The 20194-nt window shown below is 64.1% G+C and carries 23 protein-coding genes; 16 read left to right on the top strand and 7 right to left on the bottom strand.

Features of this window, described 5'->3' with window-relative positions; genetic code table 11:
• Window positions 1-139 precede the first annotated feature (139 nt).
• The 8 genes from guaA to ACSQ76_RS11015 all read left to right on the top strand — a co-directional run bounded on the left by guaA (window position 140) and on the right by ACSQ76_RS11015 (window position 8323).
• The gene (gene guaA / locus ACSQ76_RS11050; protein ID WP_437156619.1) at window positions 140-1711 is read left to right on the top strand and encodes a glutamine-hydrolyzing GMP synthase; all 1572 of its coding nucleotides are present in this window, start codon (window positions 140-142) and stop codon (window positions 1709-1711) included.
• Window positions 1702-2589, top strand: coding sequence for a DMT family transporter (locus ACSQ76_RS11045; protein WP_437156618.1), 888 nt, complete (start codon window positions 1702-1704; stop codon window positions 2587-2589). Before guaA ends, ACSQ76_RS11045 begins: the two co-directional genes overlap by 10 nt.
• A gap of 142 nt (window positions 2590-2731) precedes the next feature.
• Window positions 2732-3826 (top strand): OmpP1/FadL family transporter, encoded by a 1095-nt coding sequence (locus tag ACSQ76_RS11040; RefSeq protein ID WP_437156617.1) that lies wholly within the window; start codon window positions 2732-2734, stop codon window positions 3824-3826.
• A 132-nt stretch (window positions 3827-3958) separates the two neighbouring features.
• The gene (locus ACSQ76_RS11035) at window positions 3959-4819 is read left to right on the top strand and encodes an ATPase (RefSeq protein ID WP_437156616.1); all 861 of its coding nucleotides are present in this window, start codon (window positions 3959-3961) and stop codon (window positions 4817-4819) included.
• Window positions 4820-4857: 38 nt separating this feature from the next.
• Window positions 4858-5793, top strand: coding sequence for a homoserine O-acetyltransferase MetA (gene metA / locus ACSQ76_RS11030; protein WP_437156615.1), 936 nt, complete (start codon window positions 4858-4860; stop codon window positions 5791-5793).
• Between the two features lie 33 nt (window positions 5794-5826).
• Window positions 5827-6801: an alpha/beta fold hydrolase gene (locus ACSQ76_RS11025; RefSeq protein WP_437156614.1), complete on the top strand. Its 975-nt coding sequence runs from the start codon at window positions 5827-5829 to the stop codon at window positions 6799-6801.
• A gap of 45 nt (window positions 6802-6846) precedes the next feature.
• Entirely contained in the window at window positions 6847-7716 is an 870-nt protein-coding gene (gene ppk2, locus ACSQ76_RS11020; RefSeq protein WP_437156613.1) for a polyphosphate kinase 2, read from the top strand.
• A complete protein-coding gene (locus ACSQ76_RS11015; protein ID WP_437156612.1) occupies window positions 7709-8323 on the top strand; it encodes a TetR/AcrR family transcriptional regulator in 615 nt (204 codons plus the stop codon). The genes ppk2 and ACSQ76_RS11015 overlap by 8 nt, the downstream gene beginning before the upstream one ends.
• A 167-nt stretch (window positions 8324-8490) precedes the next feature.
• On the opposite strand, the gene rpsI is transcribed toward ACSQ76_RS11015, so the two are convergent.
• The 3 genes from rpsI to ACSQ76_RS11000 all read right to left on the bottom strand — a co-directional run bounded on the left by rpsI (window position 8491) and on the right by ACSQ76_RS11000 (window position 11149).
• Window positions 8491-8988: a 30S ribosomal protein S9 gene (gene rpsI / locus ACSQ76_RS11010; protein WP_306129357.1), complete on the bottom strand. Its 498-nt coding sequence runs from the start codon at window positions 8986-8988 to the stop codon at window positions 8491-8493.
• A gap of 5 nt (window positions 8989-8993) precedes the next feature.
• Window positions 8994-9452 (bottom strand): 50S ribosomal protein L13, encoded by a 459-nt coding sequence (rplM, locus tag ACSQ76_RS11005; protein WP_306129356.1) that lies wholly within the window; start codon window positions 9450-9452, stop codon window positions 8994-8996.
• Between the two features lie 281 nt (window positions 9453-9733).
• Window positions 9734-11149 (bottom strand): PLP-dependent aminotransferase family protein, encoded by a 1416-nt coding sequence (locus ACSQ76_RS11000; protein ID WP_437156611.1) that lies wholly within the window; start codon window positions 11147-11149, stop codon window positions 9734-9736.
• Window positions 11150-11244: 95 nt separating this feature from the next.
• On the opposite strand from ACSQ76_RS11000, the gene ACSQ76_RS10995 reads away from it, so the two are divergent.
• On the top strand, window positions 11245-11478 hold the full coding sequence (locus tag ACSQ76_RS10995) for a DUF1127 domain-containing protein (protein ID WP_437156610.1): 234 nt from the start codon (window positions 11245-11247) through the stop codon (window positions 11476-11478).
• A 55-nt stretch (window positions 11479-11533) separates the two neighbouring features.
• Here ACSQ76_RS10995 and ACSQ76_RS10990 read toward each other — a convergent pair whose 3' ends face one another.
• Window positions 11534-11956, bottom strand: coding sequence for a PaaI family thioesterase (locus ACSQ76_RS10990; protein WP_437156609.1), 423 nt, complete (start codon window positions 11954-11956; stop codon window positions 11534-11536).
• A gap of 56 nt (window positions 11957-12012) precedes the next feature.
• Here ACSQ76_RS10990 and ACSQ76_RS10985 point away from each other — a divergent pair, with 56 nt between their 5' ends.
• The 5 genes from ACSQ76_RS10985 (at window position 12013) to gluQRS (ending at window position 17436) form a co-directional block, all read left to right on the top strand.
• Window positions 12013-12801, top strand: coding sequence for an enoyl-CoA hydratase (locus ACSQ76_RS10985; RefSeq protein ID WP_437156608.1), 789 nt, complete (start codon window positions 12013-12015; stop codon window positions 12799-12801).
• A gap of 418 nt (window positions 12802-13219) precedes the next feature.
• Window positions 13220-14569, top strand: coding sequence for a cytochrome-c peroxidase (locus ACSQ76_RS10980; RefSeq protein WP_437156607.1), 1350 nt, complete (start codon window positions 13220-13222; stop codon window positions 14567-14569).
• Between the two features lie 39 nt (window positions 14570-14608).
• Window positions 14609-15973 (top strand): methylenetetrahydrofolate--tRNA-(uracil(54)-C(5))-methyltransferase (FADH(2)-oxidizing) TrmFO, encoded by a 1365-nt coding sequence (gene trmFO / locus ACSQ76_RS10975; protein ID WP_437156606.1) that lies wholly within the window; start codon window positions 14609-14611, stop codon window positions 15971-15973.
• Window positions 15974-15985: 12 nt separating this feature from the next.
• Window positions 15986-16600 carry a class I SAM-dependent DNA methyltransferase gene (locus ACSQ76_RS10970; RefSeq protein ID WP_437156605.1) on the top strand — a complete coding sequence of 205 codons (615 nt, stop codon included), beginning with the start codon at window positions 15986-15988 and terminating at the stop codon, window positions 16598-16600.
• On the top strand, window positions 16597-17436 hold the full coding sequence (gene gluQRS / locus ACSQ76_RS10965; RefSeq protein WP_437156604.1) for a tRNA glutamyl-Q(34) synthetase GluQRS: 840 nt from the start codon (window positions 16597-16599) through the stop codon (window positions 17434-17436). The genes ACSQ76_RS10970 and gluQRS overlap by 4 nt, the downstream gene beginning before the upstream one ends.
• 36 nt (window positions 17437-17472) lie before the next feature.
• On the opposite strand, the gene hisI is transcribed toward gluQRS, so the two are convergent.
• Window positions 17473-17835 (bottom strand): phosphoribosyl-AMP cyclohydrolase, encoded by a 363-nt coding sequence (gene hisI / locus ACSQ76_RS10960; protein ID WP_306129347.1) that lies wholly within the window; start codon window positions 17833-17835, stop codon window positions 17473-17475.
• 67 nt (window positions 17836-17902) lie between these two features.
• Here hisI and ACSQ76_RS10955 point away from each other — a divergent pair, with 67 nt between their 5' ends.
• Entirely contained in the window at window positions 17903-18349 is a 447-nt protein-coding gene (locus ACSQ76_RS10955; protein WP_437156603.1) for an iron-sulfur cluster assembly scaffold protein, read from the top strand.
• Window positions 18350-18384: 35 nt separating this feature from the next.
• Here ACSQ76_RS10955 and ACSQ76_RS10950 read toward each other — a convergent pair whose 3' ends face one another.
• Together ACSQ76_RS10950 and ACSQ76_RS10945 are read right to left on the bottom strand one after the other, a co-directional pair.
• The gene (locus ACSQ76_RS10950; protein WP_437156602.1) at window positions 18385-19257 is read right to left on the bottom strand and encodes a cation diffusion facilitator family transporter; all 873 of its coding nucleotides are present in this window, start codon (window positions 19255-19257) and stop codon (window positions 18385-18387) included.
• Between the two features lie 270 nt (window positions 19258-19527).
• A complete protein-coding gene (locus ACSQ76_RS10945; protein ID WP_437156601.1) occupies window positions 19528-19698 on the bottom strand; it encodes a hypothetical protein in 171 nt (56 codons plus the stop codon).
• Between the two features lie 169 nt (window positions 19699-19867).
• On the opposite strand from ACSQ76_RS10945, the gene ACSQ76_RS10940 reads away from it, so the two are divergent.
• Window positions 19868-20188 (top strand): hypothetical protein, encoded by a 321-nt coding sequence (locus ACSQ76_RS10940; protein ID WP_437156600.1) that lies wholly within the window; start codon window positions 19868-19870, stop codon window positions 20186-20188.
• The last annotated feature ends 6 nt before the right edge of the window (window positions 20189-20194 follow it).

Below are 20194 nucleotides of genomic sequence, written 5' to 3'. Positions count from 1 at the left end.
ATGAAAGCTGGCGGCGGGCAGGTGCGCGTGGGCTCTCGCCCACCCTACGCGATGTGGTGGTGCGTCATGTTCATGCGAGGCTGGGTCAAGCACGCTCAAACCTGTTGCATCGCACACGGGCTTTTCATATGGCCTCTGCATGACCCAGCATGACCGCCTCCTCATCATCGACTTCGGCAGCCAGGTGACGCAGCTGATCGCGCGCCGCCTGCGTGAACTGAGCGTCTATTGCGAAATTCATCCGTTTCAGAACGTCACCGACGATTTCCTCAAGGAGTTCGCCCCCAAGGCAGTGATCTTTTCCGGCGGTCCCGACACGGTGACACGCGACGGCGCGCCGCGCCCACCGGAATCGGTCTATGACCTTGGCGTGCCGATCCTGGGCATCTGCTATGGCCAGCAGGTCATGATGCAGGACCTGGGCGGGCGCGTCGAAGGCGGCAAGATCTCGGGCGGCGGCGGCACGGCAGAGTTCGGCCGGGCCTGGGTGTCGCCCACCGACGAGCGCATCGACCTGCTGGCGGGCTGGTTTTTGGGCGAGCGCGAGCAGGTGTGGATGAGCCATGGCGATCACGTGGCCGAGCTTGCGCCCGGTTTCGCGGTCTATGGCACCTCGCCACATGCGCCGTTTGCGATCACCGCCGATCTTGAGCGGGATTTCTATGCGGTTCAGTTCCATCCGGAAGTGCATCACACCCCCAATGGCCGCACGCTCTACGAGAATTTCGTCAAGCGTGCGGGGTTCAAGGGTGACTGGACCATGGCCGCCTATCGCGAGGAGATGGTCGAGGCGATCCGCGAGCAGGTGGGCGACTCGAAAGTGATCTGCGCGCTGTCGGGCGGCGTCGACAGTTCGGTGGCCGCGGCCCTCATTCACGAGGCGATCGGCGAGAACCTCACTTGCGTCTTCGTCGATCATGGCCTGCTGCGCCTGAACGAGGGCGAAGAGGTCGTGGGCATGTTCCGCGATCACATGAACTTGCGCGTGATCCACGCCCAGGAGCAGGACCTGTTCCTGGGCGAACTGGACGGCGTCTCGGACCCCGAGACCAAGCGCAAGATCATTGGCAAGCTCTTTATCGACGTGTTCCAGAAATACGCCGACGAGATCGAGGGCGCGGCATTCCTGGCGCAAGGCACGCTCTACCCGGATGTCATTGAATCGGTCAGCTTTTCCGGCGGCCCCAGCGTGACGATCAAGAGCCACCACAACGTGGGCGGCCTGCCCGAAAAAATGGGGCTGAAGCTGGTCGAGCCGCTGCGCGAATTGTTCAAGGACGAGGTCCGCATACTGGGGCGCGAGCTGGGCCTGCCCGACAGTTTCATCGGGCGCCACCCCTTCCCCGGCCCGGGCCTGGCGATCCGCTGCCCCGGAGAGATCACCCGCGACAAGCTGGAGATCCTGCGCAAGGCGGATGCCGTCTATATCGACCAGATCCGCAAGCACGGGCTTTACGACGAGATCTGGCAGGCCTTCGTCGCGATCCTGCCGGTGCGCACCGTGGGCGTGATGGGCGACGGGCGCACCTATGACTATGCGTGCGCCCTGCGCGCTGTCACGAGCGTGGACGGCATGACCGCCGATTACTACCCGTTCAGCCACGATTTCCTGGGCGAGACCGCGACGCGGATCATCAACGAGGTCGAGGGTATCAACCGGGTCACATATGACATTACCTCGAAGCCGCCGGGCACCATCGAATGGGAATGACCGAGACGGCGGAGCCTGCGCCGCAGGTCCTGCGCGCGGGGCTGTTCATGATGGGTGCCGTGGCATCCTTCACCTTGATGGCGGTGGCAGGGCGGGAGGTGAGCTTCGAGCTTGATACCTTTGAAATCATGATGTTTCGCAGCATCGTGGGGTTGGTGGTGGTACTTGCTGTCGTGCTGCTGACAGGGCGGCTGCACGAATTGCCGACGCAAAAGACCGGAACGCATCTGCTGCGCAACGTCTTTCATTTCACCGGTCAGAACCTGTGGTTCTTCGCGATCACCATGATCCCGCTGGCGCAGGTCTTCGCGCTGGAATTCACCACGCCGTTGTGGGTGTTGATCCTGTCGCCCCTGATGCTGGGCGAACGGATGACGCGCATCCGCGTGATCGCGGCGGTGCTGGGGTTCATCGGCATCCTGATCGTCGCCCGGCCCAGCCCCGAGACACTGAATATCGGCACGCTGGCGGCGGCCGCCTGCGCCATCGGTTTCGCGGGCACGTATATCTTTGCCAAGCGGCTGACGCGGACGGAGACGTTGGCCTGCATCCTGTTCTACATGACGTTGATGCAAGTGGTGTTCGGGCTGATCTGCGCGGGCTATGACGGCGATATCGCCCTGCCTTCGGCCCAAAGCCTGCCGTGGCTGGTGGCGATCGGCATCTGCGGGCTGACGGCGCATTTCTGCATCACCTCGGCGCTGGCGCTGGCCCCCGCCACCCTGGTCAGCCCGATCGACTTCATGCGGCTGCCGGTGATCGCGATCGTGGGCCTGCTGGTTTATAACGAGGCGGTGAGCGTGTTCGTCTTCGTCGGCGCGGTCCTGATTTTCGGGGCCAATTACCTGAACCTCTGGGCGGAGACCCGCAAGAGGTGAACGCTTCGGTTCGGTTGAGACCGAAGCTGTGACATTCTTGCACGCACGTCCCCTGCTCCTCGACTCATGACGTCGGGTAAAAATTGACCGGTTTTCACACGTAACAGTAGTGTGAACTCAATGTTCTGGAGGAGAGGAACTCATGAAAAAACTGGCACTGGCCGCCACCACTCTCGGCCTTGCGACAGGCGCCGCCCACGCGGGCGGACTGGACCGCAGCTATACCCCCATCGACCCGCTGTTCGAGCAAGGCAACTATGCCGAACTGTCCTATGGCTTCACCATGCCCGACGTGACCGGCTCGGACTTGCTGGGCAACCCGATCAGCAATGTCGGCGGTGACTACGGGCAGGCCGGGTTCGCGGTGAAGCTCGACTTCAACGACAAGCTGTCGCTGGCGATGATCTACGACCAACCTTATGGCGCAGACGTGCGCTATGGCGGCAACCCGGCGACGACGCTGCTGGGCGGCACGCGTGCCGACGCCGAGACGCACGCCCTGACCACGCTCGTGCGTTACAAGATCACCGATCGGTTCTCTGTCTACGGTGGTCCCCGCTTCGTGACAGCTGGCGGCGGAATCACCCTGTCGGGCCTCGCCTATGGTCCGCTGAGCGGCTATAACGTGGAATTTGCCGACACCACGGGTGCGGGCTATGTCGCTGGTGCGGCCTATGAAATCCCCGATATCGCCCTGCGTGCTGCACTGACATACCACTCGTCGGTCGACATCTCGCTGAGAACGACGGACAACATCGGGACCCCGGTCGGGATCACCGAGTCCGAGCTTCCGCAGAGCGTAAAACTGGCGGTTCAATCTGGCATCAACCAGAGCACCCTGCTTTTCGGGTCCGTGCGCTGGTCCGAGTGGGAAGCGTTCTCTCTGGACCCGCCGAACCCGCTGGTGCCGAACCTGGCCGAGCTGGACAACGTCGTCACCTACGAGATCGGCGTCGGCAAGCGTTTTACCGAGAAGTTCTCGGGCAGCGTGTCGGTTTCCTATGAGGATGGCGGCAGCGACGACCTGGTATCGCCGCTGGCCCCGACCAGCGGCCAGATCGGGCTGACCGTGGGCGGCGAGTACAGGATCAACGACAAGATGGATGTCTCGGGCGGTATCCGTTACACGTGGCTGGGCGACGCGCAACCCGAGACCGGCACACCGGACACGGCACGCGGCAATTTCGACAACAACTCCGCCGTCAGCCTGGGCCTGAAGTTCGGCTATCACTTCTGAGCTTTCACGCGACGAAAGATCGGAAAACCCCGCCGTCCACTCCGGCGGGGTTTTTCTTTTGGCCTATCGCTTTGAGGTTTGACGCCTGCCGCAGCGCTGTCTACCAAAGCGGCGATAAGGAGAGGCCGGACCATGATTTATCAGACCGCGCAGGACTGGCGCGATGCGCCGCACAAACGGGTGCTGTTCTACGGCATGTCGGGCCTGGGCAAGACCCACCTGTCGAACATGCTGCGCGATGCGGGCGACTGGTTTCACTATTCCATCGATTACCGGATCGGCACCCGCTATATGGGCGAGCTGATCGCCGACAACGCCAAGGCGCACGCGATGAAGGTGCCGTTCCTGCGCAACCTGCTGATGACGGATTCGATCTATATCGGGTCGAACATCACGTTCGAGAACCTGTCGCCGGTCTCGACCTACCTGGGAAAACCGGGCGATCCGGACAAGGGCGGATTGCCGATCGACGAATACCGCGTGCGGCAGGAACAGTTTCGCCGGGCGGAGGTGAACGCGCTGATGGATACCGGCCATTTCATCGAGCGTGCCGGGCGGCTGTATGGCTATCCGCATTTCGTCTGCGACACCGGCGGGTCGATCTGTGAATGGGTGGATGGAGACGATCCGGACGATCCGATCCTGACGGAACTGTCCTCTCACTGTCTTTTGATCGGGCTGAAGGGCGATGAGGCGCACCGGCAAGAACTGATCCGCCGGTTCGACCGTGCGCCCAAGCCGATGTGTTACCAGCCAGAGTTCCTGGCCGGCGCATGGGCGGAATACCTTAGCGAAAACAACGTCGAGGAAGGCGATGTTGAACCCGATCACTTCATTCGCTGGACCTATGCCCGCGCGCTGGCCCACCGCGCGCCGCGCTATGCGGCGATGGAGAAATGGGGCATCACGCTCGATCATGACGAGGTGGCGCAGGTCACAACCGCGGACAGGTTCGAGGCGCTGGTCGCCCGGGCCCTTGAGCGTAGCGGATAAACAGTTATCTATCGCGGATTCCCGATACAGGTTCCCCAATGCCCATAAAGATCCCTGCCAGCCTGCCCGCCTTTGACGTCCTCACCCGCGAGGGCGTGATGGTGATGGACGAGGATCAGGCGGCGCGACAGGATATCCGGCCCCTGAGGATCGGGCTGCTGAACCTGATGCCCAAGAAGATCCAGACCGAGAACCAGTTCGCGCGCCTGATCGGCGCGACGCCGCTGCAGATCGATCTGAGCCTGATCCGCATGTCCGAGCATCGCACCAAGAACACCGCCGCCGACCACATGGAGAGCTTCTATCGCCCCTTTTCAGAGGTCGAGGCGACGGGCGAGAAGTTCGACGGGCTGATCATCACCGGCGCGCCGATCGAGCACCTGGAGTTCACCGATGTCACCTATTGGGACGAGCTGATGCGCGTCTTCGAGTGGACCCAGACGCACGTGCATTCCACCTTCGGCGTCTGCTGGGGCGGGATGGCGATGATCAACCAATTCCACGGCGTGAAAAAGCACCTGCTGGACGCCAAGGCGTTCGGTTGTTTCCGGCACAGCAACATGGCGCCGGCCTCGCCCCTGTTGCGTGGATTTTCCGACGATTGCGTGATCCCGGTCAGCCGCTGGACCGAGATGCGCCGCGCCGAGATCGAGGCGGTGCCGGGGCTGGAGATTCTCCTGGACAGCGACGAGGTGGGCCCCTGCCTGGTGCGGGACGACACGGCGCGCGCGCTTTATATCTTCAATCACCTGGAATATGACAGCGACACGCTGAAACAGGAATACGACCGGGACGTCTCCCAGGGCACGCCGATCAACGTGCCGTGCAACTATTACCCCGGGGATGATCCGAGCTGCCCGCCGCAGAACCGCTGGCGCAGCCATGCGCACCTGCTTTACGGCAACTGGATCAACGAGATCTACCAGACCACCGCCTTTGATATGCAGCAAATCGGGCTAGGTTCCCGCCGGTAGGTGGCAAGGATCGTTCGGGGAGCGGGTTTGGACATGAAACGCAAGCTGGTACTGGCGGCGCTTGGCGCGGTGGCATTGCTGTCGAGCTGCGCCGGGCTGGCCGAGGTCAAGGAACGCTCGGCCGAGGATGCCCACCCGCCGCTGGGCCACCTCATCGAGGTGGACGGCACCCGCGTGCATGTCTGGGTCGAGGGGTCGGGGCCGGACGTGGTGCTGATCCACGGTGCGGGCGGCAATTTGCGTGACTTCACATTCGACCTGGCGAAACGGCTGACACCGCGCTACCGGGTCATTGCCTTCGACCGGCCGGGCCTGGGGTATACCGAGAGGCTGCCGGGCTATGGCGGGGTGGGCAGCACCGAGGGCGAGTCCCCGCGCGAACAGGCGGCACTCTTGCAAAAGGCCGCCCGCCAGGTCGGCGTGCGGCGGCCCGTGGTGGTGGGCCACAGTTTCGGCGGGGCCGTGGCGCTGGCCTGGGGGCTGAACGCGCCACAGGAGACCTCGGCGCTCGTCCTGCTGGCGAGCGTGTCGAACCCCTGGCCCGGCGAGCTTGGCACCTTCTACAACGTGACCGGTACCGCCCTCGGCGGGGCGGCGGCGGTGCCGCTCATCACCGCGCTGGCGTCGGCGGAGCGGGTGCAGCGCAGCATCGCGGGCACCTTCGCGCCGCAAAAGCCCCCGCGCGGCTATTCGGACTATCTCGGCCCCGGCCTGACCCTGCGCCGCGAGACGTTGCGGGCCAATGGCCAGCAGGTGCTGGGCCTGCGCCCGCATATCGTGGCGATGTCGCAGCAATATCGCGACGTGCTGCGGATGCCGGTCGAAATCGTGCATGGCGATGCGGACGACACCGTACCGCTGGAGGTACACTCGATCCCGCTGTCGAAACAACTGCGCAATGGCAATCTGACCGTTCTGGAAGGCGTGGGCCACATGCCGCATCATGTCCGGCCCAGGGCGAGTGTCGCGGCAATCGACCGCGCGGCCTCTCGCGCCGGATTGCGTTAAGCCGCTTAACATCTCATAGTTGCCCCGAAATCAAGGGAGTGGCCCATGAAGCTGCCTTTCGACGGCGCGATCAGCACCTATTTCAACTCCGAGGCCCCCGAGGAGGTGCGCAACGCCATCCGCCGGGCCGACAAGGGCGATATCCTGTCGCCCGATTACCCGCATTCCGACCGGATGCCGCGCAAGGCCTACGATCAGGATCTGCACCGGCTTCAGATCGAACTGGTCAAGTTGCAGGCCTGGGTCAAGGAAAGCGGCGCGCGGGTCGTCTGCGTCTTCGAGGGCCGCGACGCGGCCGGCAAGGGCGGCACGATCAAGCGGTTCCGCGAAAACCTCAACCCCCGCGGCGCGCGCGTGGTCGCCCTGCCCAAGCCGACCGAGACGGAAGCCACGCAATGGTATTTCCAGCGCTATATCGATCACCTGCCGACGGGCGGCGAAATGGTGTTCTACGACCGGTCCTGGTACAATCGCGGGGTGGTGGAAAAGGTTTTCGGTTTCTGCACCGACGACCAGCGCGAGCATTTCTTTCACCAGGTCGGCGATTTCGAAAAGATGCTGGTGGACGAGGGCATCCACCTCTTCAAGTTCTGGCTGAACGTGGGCCGCGCCGAACAGCTGCGCCGTTTCATGAAGCGCGAGAGCGATCCGCTGAAGCAATGGAAGCTCAGCTGGATCGACGTGGAGGGCCTGAAGAAGTGGGACGCCTATTCCGAGGCGATATCCGAGACGCTGGCGCGGTCGCACAGCACCCATGCCCCCTGGACCGTCGTCCGCTCGGACGACAAGCGGCGGGCGCGGACCGAGGCTATCCGGCATGTGCTGCTCAATATCGACTACGACCGCAAGCTGCCGAAATCGGTGGGCAGTCCCGATGCGTCCGTCTGCGGCGGGCCCGAGATCTGGGATGCCTAAGCGCGGCTATCACCACGGCAACCTGCGCCAGGCGCTGGTCGATGCGGCGCTGACCTTGATCGAGGAAAAAGGCCCGACCGGCTTCACCCTGTCGGAGGCCGCCAAGCAGGCGGGCGTGACCCCGGCGGCGGTCTATCGCCATTTCAGCGGGCGCGAGGACCTCATCGCCGAGGCGGCGCGCCAGGGATACGAGATCTTCGCGGACGTGATCGAATACGCCTATGGCACCGGGCGGACTGCGCTCAGCGCGTTTTCCGCCACGGGCCGCGCCTATCTCGCCTTCGCCCGGAAATACCCCGGCCATTACATCGCGATGTTCGAAAGCGGGATCTCGGTCAATCGCAACGCCGATCTGGCCGCCGTGTCGGGCCGCGCCCGCGCCGTGCTGGAACGCGCGGCCGAGGGCCTCTCGGCCCATATCCCGCCGGACAAGCGCCCGCCCACCGCGATGGTCTCGGCCCATGTCTGGGCGCTGTCGCACGGCGTCGTCGAGCTTTTCGCCCGCAACTCGCCCGGCACTCAAAGCCCCTTCCCGCCCGAGGACCTGCTGGAATCCGGCATCGGGATCTACCTGCGTGGATTGGGGATGTTGCCGCCAGACCAATAGGATCCGCCCCCACTCTTCTTCTGGCCAAAAATATCCCGGGGGTTTGGGGGCAGGCCCCCAATCCAACAGATACGGCGCGCCGAAGTCGCTCATTTTGAAAAGATCTCTTTCGCACGAAAAAGGGCCGCCCACCCGGACGGCCCTTTCCGAGACTCTGAACCCAAAGCTTAACGCTTGGAGAACTGGAAGCTCTTGCGGGCCTTGGCGCGGCCGTATTTCTTGCGCTCCACCACGCGGCTGTCGCGGGTCAGGAAGCCTGCGGCCTTCAGCGGCGAGCGCAACGACGGGTCATAAAGCTGCAGCGCCTTGGAGATGCCGTGCTTGACAGCCCCAGCCTGGCCCGACAGGCCGCCGCCCGAGACGGTCGCCATGACGTCGAACTGGTCCTCGACGCCGGCCACCGTGAACGGCTGGCGCAGGATCATCTGCAGCACCGGGCGGGCGAAGTACTTGTTCATTTCCTTGCCGTTCACGGAAACCTTGCCCGAGCCGGGCTTGATCCAGACGCGGGCGACCGCGTCCTTGCGCTTGCCGGTGGCATAGGAGCGGCCCAGCTCGTCGCGGACGGGTTCGCGGGGCGCCTGTTCGGGCGTGCCCTGGACACCGCCGATATCGTCGGTGACGGCTGCTTCGAGACCGTCGAGTGTTTTGATTTCGTCAGCCATGTCTCTTACACCCGCGTGTTTTTCTTGTTCATGGATTTCACATCCAGCACTTCGGGGCTTTGCGCCTCGTGCGGATGCTCGGTGCCGGCGTAGACGCGCAGATTGGTCATCTGGCGGCGTGCAAGGCGGTTCGACGGCAGCATGCGCTTGACGGCCTGCATGACGACACGCTCGGGGTGCGCGCCTTCCAGGATTTCCGCCGTGGTGCGCGACTTGATCCCGCCCGGGTGGCCGGTGTGCCAGTAGTTCGGCTTTTCGCGCTTGTTGCCGGTCAGCTGTACCTTGTCGGCATTGATGACGATGACGTTGTCACCCATGTCCTGGCTCGGTGTGAAGCTGGGCTTGTGCTTGCCACGCAGGCGCGTGGCGACGATCGAGGCAAGGCGCCCGAGAACGATGCCGTCGGCGTCGATCACGATCCACTTCTTGTCGATATCTGCCGGTGTTGCAGAAAAGGTTTTCATGGTCTTGTCCCCAAGGGTCAGAGGGTCATTATTCGGATTGCGGGGTTATATAGGCTTCGCGGAACTGTTCAAGCGGGAAAATGCGGTATATTTCCATGCAAAAACAATCGCCTGTCATTTAGGTATCATATTACCCCATATGGAGTTCTTGATTCACGACCCCGGTCCGCCGCTGGCGACCCTGCTGCTGCTGGCCCTGTCGACGGCGCCTGGCATGGCGCAGAAGATCGTGGTCTGATCGGCTTTGGCCTCGGCGGGGGGCGAGGAGAGTTGTTTTAGGATCAGACGCCGATGCCTTCGGGCGGGTTGTCCAGCAGGCGGCGCAGGCGCTGCATCGCGGCCTCGAAACTGGCCAGGCTCACGCCCGCGTTCACCGCCATGCGCACGGCGTGGGGCGAGGCCGCGTCGCGACAGGCGAAATCCTCGGCCGAGCGGACCTGCACGCCCTGCTCTGCCGCCGCTTGGCAAAAGGCGGAGGTGCGCCAGCCCGGCGGCAGGGTCAGCCACAAGAACGGCACGTCGCGGCGCCATTTCACGTCATGGCGGCCCAGCACGTTCAATGCGCATTGAATGTACTCGTCCGACCGTTCGCGCACCGCATCCATCAGCCCGTCGAGCCCATCATGCGTCAGAAGCGCCGCGATCAGGTCCGAGATCGGCGTGGCGAGGCCGAAGAACGAGGATTCGACCGCCCGGCGCAGCGCCATCGACTGCCCCTCGGGCGCCAGCGCGAAACCGACGCGCAGCGCGGGCGTGAGGGATTTCGACAGCGACGCCACGTACCAGCCGCGCTCGGGCGCCAGCATACGGTAGGCCGGGGCCTGGGACGGGCCGATACGGTAGCAATCGTCCTCGAGGATTTGCAGGTCGCAGCGGCGGGCGACCTCGACGATCTCGTCGCGGCGCTTGGCCGGGGTGAAAACGCAGGTGGGGTTGTGCACCTCGGCGGAGGTGAAGAGCATCTGCGCCTGGTGCTTGTGTGCCGCGGCCTCCAGCGCGCCGGGATTGAGGCCATGGGCGTCCATCGTCACCGGGATCACCTCGGCCCGCATCAGGTCGGCGGCGCGGCGGACGCCGGGATAGCACAATTCCTCGACCAGGATCGTCGGGCGGCGGCCGCAAAGCACGGTCTGCATGATCAGGGTGATCGCGTTCTGACCGCCATGGGTCAGTACCACGTCAACCTCGGTGAAACGCCCCAGGGGAACGCGCGACAGGAACCGTGCCGCGGCGGCGCGGGCGGGCTGCATGTTGCGGCGGCTGGGATAATGCATGACACCCGAAGGCGGATCCTCGGCGATCTGCGCCAGAAGCTGCCGGATCAGTCGGGCCTGCCCCACGCTGGGAAGGTGCGGCGAGATCATGTTGACGGCATAGCCGTCGCCGCCCGAATTGTGCTCGACGGTGTCGGCCTCGATCGGGAAGTAATCCGGCGGGATCGGTTTGGGCTCGGCCACGAAGGTCCCCCGCCCGACCTCGGCCACCAGCGTACCGTCATCGGTCAGCCCCGAATAGGCCCGCGCCACGGTGCCCGGCGTGATCCCGAGACGCCAAGCGAGGTCGCGCACCGGCGGCAGCTTGTCCCCCGGCACGAGGCTCTGATTGCCGATCCCGGCGCGGATGGCCTGGATCAGGGCCTTGTATTTGGGGCCTGCCCCTCTCGGCGAGGTCCGGCGTCCAATTTGTACCCATGACAATATTTCCGTGGATTCGGCGTTTGTGGCAATGTATCACTTTATTGTGGCAATCACACGTTATTGTGTCAATACAATTTAGGAAGAAGGACATCGCCATGACCAGTTTCACCCACACCGACCGCCCGGCACTCGAGGGGCTGTCCGCCCGCACCACCCTGCCCGCCCTGTCGCTGATCGCGGTAAAGCTGGCCTGGGCCTATGTCCTGTGGTCGCAGCGATATGAAAGCCGGAAACACCTGGCGCGGTTGGACGATCACATGCTGCGCGATATCGGCCTGACCCCGCGCGAGGCCGACACCGAAGCGCGCAAACCCTTCTGGAGGCCGTAATCGTCCCCGATACGGATCTCTTCCACCTGGGCCGGGGTCACTCCCGGCCCTTTTTTCAAGTCTTGGGCGGGATCGAATACGTCAGGCTGGCCCGCGCCACCGGCTGGTCGAATCCGTCCGAGAAAATCAGCACGTCGCCCACGGCCAGCACGCGCCCCAGCTTCAGCAGGCGGCACTCGGCAATCAGGTCGGTATTGGCGGCCGGCTTGCGCATGAAGTCGATGGAGCAGCTTGTGGTGACCGCCAACGCCTCGCGCCCGGTCATCGACAGGACCGCCATGTAGACCGCCACATCCGCCAGCGCGAATATCGACGGGCCAGATACCGTGCCGCCGGGGCGCAGATGGCGGTCGTCGACGTTCAGGCGCACGCGCAGCGCCATGTCCTCCAGGCTGTCGATGGTGAAATCGCCCTTCACCTGCGGGAAGACCTCGTCGATATAGGCCATGAGATCGGTTGCATTCAGTTTCAGCGGCATGCTTTCCTCCGTGCGCGTGCCGGCGTAAAAAGGCACAAGCCCGGAGGAGGATCAAGATGACAATCCTGGAACGCGAGGACGACGGCGCCATCGCCCGTCTGACGATGAACCAGCCCGAAAAGCTGAACGCGCTGAGCGACGGGATGCTGGAGGCGCTGCAATCCAGTTTCGAGGCCATCGGAGAGGATTCGTCGATCCGCGTGGTCACCCTGGCCGGGGAGGGCAAGGCATTCTGCGCGGGCCATGACCTGAAGGAAATGACCCAAGGTCGCCAGGCCGAGGATGGCGGCAAGGCCTATTTCGCCGATCTTTTTTCGCGGTGCAGCAGACTGATGCGCACGATCCGCGACCTGCCCCAGCCGGTGATCGCCCTGCCCCACGGCATTGCCACCGCCGCGGGCTGTCAGTTGGTGGCGACATGCGACCTGGCGGTGGCGGCCACCGGCACGCGGTTCGGCGTCAACGGGGTGAATATAGGGCTCTTCTGTTCCACGCCGATGGTCGCACTCAGCCGCAACATCCCACGCAAACAGGCCTTCGAGATGCTGACGACGGGCGAATTCATCGAGACCGACCGCGCGATCGAACTGGGCCTGATCAACCGCGCGGTGCCGCATGACGGGCTGCAAGCCGCGGGCGACGCGTTGGCGCATACCATCGCGGCCAAGCTGGGCGCGGCGGTGAAGATCGGGAAGCAGGCTTTCTACCGCCAGCTCGAGATGGGCGTCGACGACGCGTATGCGTTTACCGGCGACGTCATGGTTGAAAACATGATGTGGCGCGACACCGAAGAGGGAATCAGCGCCTTCATCGAAAAGCGCCCGCCGGAGTGGAAACAGGACTAGACGGGCGAGAAACGGCGGGCTTCGGGGCGTGAATATCCGGCCTTTCGGTCGCCACGCGCCCGGAAAGGTTGTGTTTCTTCAATCGGTTCGCCGATTGTTAACGCTTTGCGCCCGCATTGTTGCCAAATAAGCGGTTTTTCCGAGCCTCAATTTAGCCATTATCGACCCGAGGCTGATGCGACAGTCAAAGGGCCCCGCGCCCCGGTTTTTTTAGCAGCTCAGTTTAGTTCCGTCGCATCGGCCTCACGATAAACTGTCGAAAACATCAGCCTGGCCGCGTTTCCTGCGGTACTTGGCAATGTTTCCAAAGCTGCGCCACAGTTTTTCCGCTTTTGCCGTTTTGTCGCCACATTCGATCCGCTACACCCGTTTGCGGGGGCATCGTGTGGGGCTTGCACGACGCTATGATTACGGCGCTATGACATATCGGGTGGCGGTCTTCGGCATCTGGTCCCTCCTGGCCAGTTTCTCTCTGGCCACGTTTTCGGAGGCTTCGGACCTGCCCGACCCGGCGGATCGCGCGGAGTTCCCCACACCGGGGGCCACGTCGGTTCTGCTGGGCCGTGATCTGTTCTTCGACCCGATCCTGTCGGGCAATCGCAACATCGCCTGCGGCACCTGTCATCAGCCCGACATGGGCAGTGGCGACGGCGTATCGCTGTCGCTTGGCGAGGGCGGTCGCGGGCTTGGCCCGGCGCGGAGACGGGCCACCGAGAATCCGCCCAGGCGCCTGCCCCGCAACGCGCCGCCTCTATTCAACCTGGGCGCGGCGGAGTTTACCGCCTTTAACCATGACGGCCGCGTGACCAGCAGCAAGACCGAACGCTACGGCATTGCATTGCCGAAGGAACTCATGCTGGAACGCCCGGTCGGCCTGTTGGCCGCGCAGGCACTTGTTCCGATGGTTTCGGCAGACGAGATGGCCGGCCATCCGGGCGAGAACATCATCGCCGACGCCGTGGCGCAGGGCCGGATCGCGGGCTATGACGGCGCTTGGCAGAAGATCGCCGAGCGGGTCTGGGACATCCCCGCGTATCGTCGCCGGTTCGAGTGGCTGATCGGCCCCGACGAACCCCTGCACATCACTCATATCGCCGCCGTGCTGGCCGATTTCGTCAGTTACGAGTTCCGCGCCACCGACAGCCCGTTCGACGCCTTCCTGTCAGGCCGGGACGAGGCGCTGAGCAACGACCAGCTGCGCGGCATGGCGCTCTTTTATGGCAAGGCGGGCTGTGCCACGTGCCATTCCGGGACGTTTCAAACCGATCACGATTTCCATGCCATTGCCCTGCCCCAGATCGGGCCGGGCAAGGGGCATGGGGCGCACGGCAACTCCGATATCGGGCGTGGGGCGATCACCGGCCGGGCGGAGGACGCCTACAAGTTCCGTACGCCTTCTCTGCGCAACGTGGCGCTGACCGCGCCTTATGGCCATAACGGCGCCTATCGCGACCTCGGCGCGATGATCCGGCATCACGGCGACCCCGGCGCGGGGCTTGCCCAATATCCCGGCCTCACGGCGGCCTTTTTGCCCGATATCGGCGCCGATGAGACCACGCTGGAGGCCGCGATGCAGGACGACGCCGAGGTGCTGAACATCTATGCCGCTGCAACTTTGCCGGGTAACCCGTTGACGGATATGGAGATAACCAATCTCATTGCGTTTCTCGACGCGCTGACCGACCCGGTTTCGCGCGAGGGGCGGCTGGGCGTGCCCGATACCGTGCCGTCGGGCCTGCCCGTTGCGGGACTGCCGGACGACAACTGACCCTTTCCAAACCGGCCGCGACCCCTTAAATGCGGGCGCATGGCAGAGACACTTCATATCGTCGGCGGCGGCATGGCCGGGTCCGAGGCCGCGTGGCAGGCCGCCAACATGGGCGTGCGCGTGGTCATCCACGAGATGCGCCCCAAGGTCGGCACCTTCGCGCACCAGACCGGCGACCTGGCCGAGATGGTCTGTTCCAACTCCTTCCGCTCGGACGATGACGAGCAGAATGCCGTGGGCCTCTTGCACTGGGAAATGCGCCAGGCCGGCGGGCTTATCATGGAAATGGCCGAGACCCACCGCCTGCCCGCCGGCGGTGCCCTGGCCGTGGACCGCGAGGCATTCTCGCAAGGGGTGACCGCCCGGCTGCGCGCGCATCCCAATGTCACGGTTGAGGAAGGTGAAGTGACCTCGTTGCCCGACGATGGCCGCTGGATCTTCGCCACCGGTCCGCTGACCACTCAAGGTCTGGGGGCGGCCATTGCCGCCGAAACGGGGACCGACCGGCTGGCCTTTTTCGATGCCATCGCGCCGATCGTCTATTACGACACGATCGACATGAGCCAGGCGTGGATGCAATCGCGCTATGACAAGGGGGCAACCGAGGAGGAGCGTACCGCCTATCTCAACTGCCCGATGACGCGCGACCAGTACGAGACCTTCATCGATGCCCTGCTGGCCGCCGACAAGACCGAGTTTCACGAGGGCGAGACGGCGACCTATTTTGACGGCTGCCTGCCCATCGAGGTGATGGCCGAACGGGGCCGAGAGACGCTGCGGCATGGCCCGATGAAACCCGTGGGCCTGACCAACCCGCACCAGCCGGATGTAAAGCCCTGGGCCGTGGTGCAGCTGCGCCGGGACAACGCGCTCGGCACGCTCTACAACATCGTCGGCTTCCAGACCAAGATGAAGTACGGCGCGCAAACAGATGTTTTCAAAATGATTCCCGGTTTGGAGAATGCCAGCTTCGCGCGCCTGGGCGGCATCCACCGCAACACGTTCCTGAATTCGCCCACGCTGCTGGACGACCAAATGCGCCTGCGCGCCAGGCCACACATCCGCTTCGCCGGCCAGATCACCGGCGTCGAGGGTTATGTCGAATCCGCCGCCATGGGCCTCTTGGCCGGGCGTCTGGCCGCGGGTGAAATCCTGGGCCGCCCCCTGCCCGCACCGCCGCAGGACACCGCCATGGGCGCGCTGATCCACCACATCACCGGCGGGGCCGAGGCCAAGACATTCCAGCCGATGAACGTCAATTTCGGCCTCTTCCGCCCCGTCGACGGGCTCAAGGGCGGGCGCCGGGGGCGGCGTGACCGCTACAAGGCCTACACCGACCGGGCCAAGGCGGCTTGGACCGGCTGGCTGGGCGAAACAGAAGTGGACGCCGCCGAAACCGTGTGATCTTGTTCGGACATGGCTGAGAATTTTTTCGACAAGGCCTATAACACGGCCGATCCGGATCAGACCCGCGCGCTCTATGACGCGTGGGCGGCCAGCTATGACGCCGAAATCGCAGCCAACGGTTATGCCACGCCGGGCCGCGTGGCCGACGCGATGTTCCGCTTTACCAAGGAACCCGAGGCGCCGCTTCTGGATTATGGCTGCGGCACGGGCCTGTCGGGGCTGGCACTGAAGCTCGCGGGGTTCACCACGCTCGATGGCATGGACCCCAGCCACGAGATGCTGGACGGCGCCCGGCGCAAGGCCGTCTACCGTACCCTGACACGGATCGATCTGTCGGACCCTGCCCCGATCCCGGCGGGAGCCTATCGGGCCATTACCTGCATCGGCGTGATCGGTACCGGCGCGGCGCCGGCTTCGACGCTCGACCTGGTGATGCGCGCGCTGCCCAAGGGCGGTCTGCTGGGGTTCAGCCTGAACGACCACGCGCTGGCCGACCCGCAATACGAGGGCGCGTTGAATGGCTGGCTCGACTGCGGCGCGGCGCGGCTGCTGTTTCGCGAGCACGGGCCCCACCTGCCCGGCCAGAACTTGAAGTCCAACGTCTATATCATTGAGAAAGCGTGATTTTCCGAACGAGGTTCGCCCCGTCTCCGACGGGCCCCCTGCATCTGGGACATGCCTATTCGGCATTGCTGGGGCATGACATGGCGCGGGCGCGCGGCGGCGCCTTTCTGCTGCGAATGGAGGACACCGACCTGCAACGCAGCAAACCGGAATGGGACGCGCAGATCCTCGACGACCTGACATGGCTGGGCCTGAGGTGGGACGGGCCCGTGCTGCGCCAATCCGAGCACCTCGGAAGCTACGATCCCGCGCTGGACCAGCTCGCCGCGATGGACCTGCTCTATCCCTGCTCCTGCTCGCGCAGCCAGATCCAGGCCGCGCTCGCCGCCCCGCAGGAAGGCGTCACCCACGAGGTCTATCCCGGAACCTGCAAGCATCGCAGCATGTCGAGCCGCCGGCCCGGCGACGCGCTGCGCCTGCATCTGGACAGGGCGCTGGCGCATTTCGGCGGCCTCTATCCCGACTTCGAGGAAACCGGCCCGTTGCATACCGGCACACACCGGATCGACCCGGACCACGCCCTGCGCGAGATCGGCGACGTTGTCCTGTCGCGCAAGGGCGAGGATATCGTCGCATATTTCCTCGCCTCCGCGCTCGATGACATTCGGCAGGAGATCACCGACGTTGTGCGAGGTGAGGATCTCTTCGGTTTCGTGCCGATCCAGGTGATCCTGCTCAGCCTTCTGGGCCATGCGATACCGCGCTATCACCATCACCGCCTGATCCGTGACGAGGAGGGCAAGCGCCTGGCCAAGCGCGACGACGCCCGCAGCATCGCCACCTATCGCGACGCGGGCAAGACCCCGGACGATATCCGCATCATGATCGGGCTGTAACGCACGGAATTCCCGGCTTTTTCTTGCCGGAAATACTCATGGCGCGACCGGCGCCATAAGCTCGACCTCGAGTCCCTCTCGGACACCTGTATAGAAGCAGCTGCGCCGGTTGGTATGGCAGGCCGGCCCGGTCTGGTCGACCAACACCAGCAGGCAGTCACGGTCGCAATCCACCCGGAATTCCACCAGCTTTTGCACGTGACCCGAGCTTTCGCCCTTGATCCAGAACGCCTGGCGCGAGCGGCTCCAATAGGTGACGCGCCCGGTTTCCAGCGTGCGGGCCACGGACTCGGCGTTCATCCACGCCATCATCAGCACCTCGCCGCTCGCCGCATCCTGCGCGATGGCAGGGATCAGACCCTGGTCGTTGAAGCGCAAGCTGGAAACATCGAACTCCATGTCAGAAAACCTTTTGCCTTGCCGGTGTCAGCCCTTATCTATGGGGTCAACGACGAAAGGGAAAGCCATGAGCGGCGAGACCGACCTGATCAAGCTCTATTCCGCGCGGATCCTCGAACTGGCCGCCGACATCCCGCATCATGGCCGGCTGGACGCGCCGGATGCGACAGTGAAACGCCGCGCGCCGCTTTGCGGCTCGACCGTGACGGTGGATCTGGTAACCGATGGCGACCGTATCACCGACTATGCCGCCGAGGTGAAGGCCTGTGCACTGGGGCAAGCAGCGGCGAGCGTGGTGGGCCGCGGCATCATCGGCTGCACCTATGCCCAGGTGGTCGAGGCGCGCGACGCGTTGAAGGTGATGCTGAAGTCGGACGGGCCGACGCCGCCCGCGCCCTTCGACGGGCTGGAAGTGCTGCGCCCGGCGCAGGACTACAAGAACCGCCACGCCTCGATCCTGCTGACGCTGGAGGCCACGGCGGAGGCTATGGAAGAGGCTCGCGCCACGGCCTGATGTCAGGCAGAGGGTCTTCGTACGAAGACTCTTGTTCACCGCACCACTTCGATCGTCGCGTGATCCATGCCATAGCTGTCACGCAGGGCCTCCCTGACCTGTGATTTGACCGCCTCGGTGTCGTATCCCTCCGTTACGACAAGGTTCAGCGTCACCATCGGTCGCTCCTGCGTCACCTGCCAGGCGTGAACGTGGCTGACCTCGGCGACTCCCGCCACCTCGCGTGTCAGCCTGTCCGCCATCTCGCGTCGGTCGAACCCGCGCGGCGCGCCTTCCAGCAGGATGTGCCCGCTTTCGCGCACCACTTTCAATGCCGAACGCAGGATGATCACCGCCACCAGAGCCGACAGGATCGGGTCGATCGGCATCCAGCCGGTCCAGAGGATAACCAGCGACGCCACTATCGCGGCAACCGAGCCCAAGAGGTCCCCCGCCACGTGCAATGCAGCGGCGCGGATGTTGAGGTTGTCGCTGTTCTCGCGGGTCAACACCCAGAAGCTGGCGATATTCACCACCAGCCCTGCCACCGCGACCCCCAGCATCAGCCCGCCCAGCACCTCGACCGGTTGCGCCAGCCGCCGCACCGCTTCGATCACGATCCAGATCGCGATGGCAAAGAGCGTCAGGCCGTTGACGAAAGCCGCCAGCACCGAGAACCGGTCGTAGCCATAGGTGCGTTTCCAGTCTGCCGGCCGGCGCGCGATGCGAAAGGCGAACCACGCCAGCATCAGCGAGGCGAAGTCGGTCAGCATGTGGCCTGCATCGGCCAAGAGCGCCAGCGAGCCCGACAGGATGCCGCCCACCAGTTCGGCCAGCATGAAGCCGCCTGTCAGGGCGGCCGCGATGGCGATGGTGCGTTCCTTGCTGGGGACGTGGCTGTGCCCGTGGGCGTGGGTATGGTCGTGCATGGCGTGGGTTCCTGGGGCGCAGCCTCTCACGCGCCGCCGAACTCCGCAATCTGCCGCGTCAAAGATTCTTCGTACGAAGAATCTTTGACGCTGCGCGCAAAAAAACCGCCGCACGCTGGAACAGCGGCGGCGGAAGGAATGCGTGATCCGCTTTGGCGCGTCGTGTCCGGGGAAGAGGCAACACCCCGGGACAAGGGGACAGTAGCAGGCCGCGTCAGGGGACAGGAGACGCAAGCGCGACGCGCAAGGGATATACGCAGGCAGAAACGGTTACATCAGTCCCGGCAGGTAGAGCCCGCCCACCAGCGTGACGACCAGCGCCGCACCACCGATGAAATCACCGAGCAGAGTGTCGGCAGAGCGTTTGGCAGCGGTCTTGATCTGGGTCAGCATCGGGTGGCTCCTTGGTGCCGTGGACTTCTGTTGCTTCTTTGTTCTCATTTTGGAAATCGTTTGTAAAGAACTTTGTAAGAACATTTGCGAACTTTATGGGAAATAATCTGCCAACCCCTGAAATGATGCCAGAATTAACCGTTAATCTTTCTTTGAACCCGTCACCGCCCGTCTGCGACTTCCAATTACCAATCTCATCAGGAAAGAAAGTGGAACAATGGCGGACAAGGATCACAAGAAGTGGATCGAAATCCTTTCAGTCGGCACGCCTGTGCAGCGAGAAGATGCCAGCGACGTGTTCGACCCACCCGAGAGCTTTCTGCTCTTGCCGGACGTGCAGATTGCGCCCGAGCGCCTTGGCTCTGACGAATTCGATTTCAAGGCATCCGACGGTGGCGAGGAAACCGCTTTCGGTGTCACGGACGTGCTGGTCAGCAGCTATCAGACGGGCGGATCAGGCAGCACCGATCGGGACGTGGTCCCCGAGCCCGACCTGACACCGGATTTCGGCATGGCGGATCATTTCGATTTCATCTGAGCGTCG

Origin of the sequence: Roseovarius sp. B08, from assembly GCF_051417955.1 — a bacterium.
Lineage (GTDB): Bacteria > Pseudomonadota > Alphaproteobacteria > Rhodobacterales > Rhodobacteraceae > Roseovarius.
Note: the sequence above shows the minus strand (reverse complement) of the source record. Positions and strands in the feature narration are given on the sequence as shown.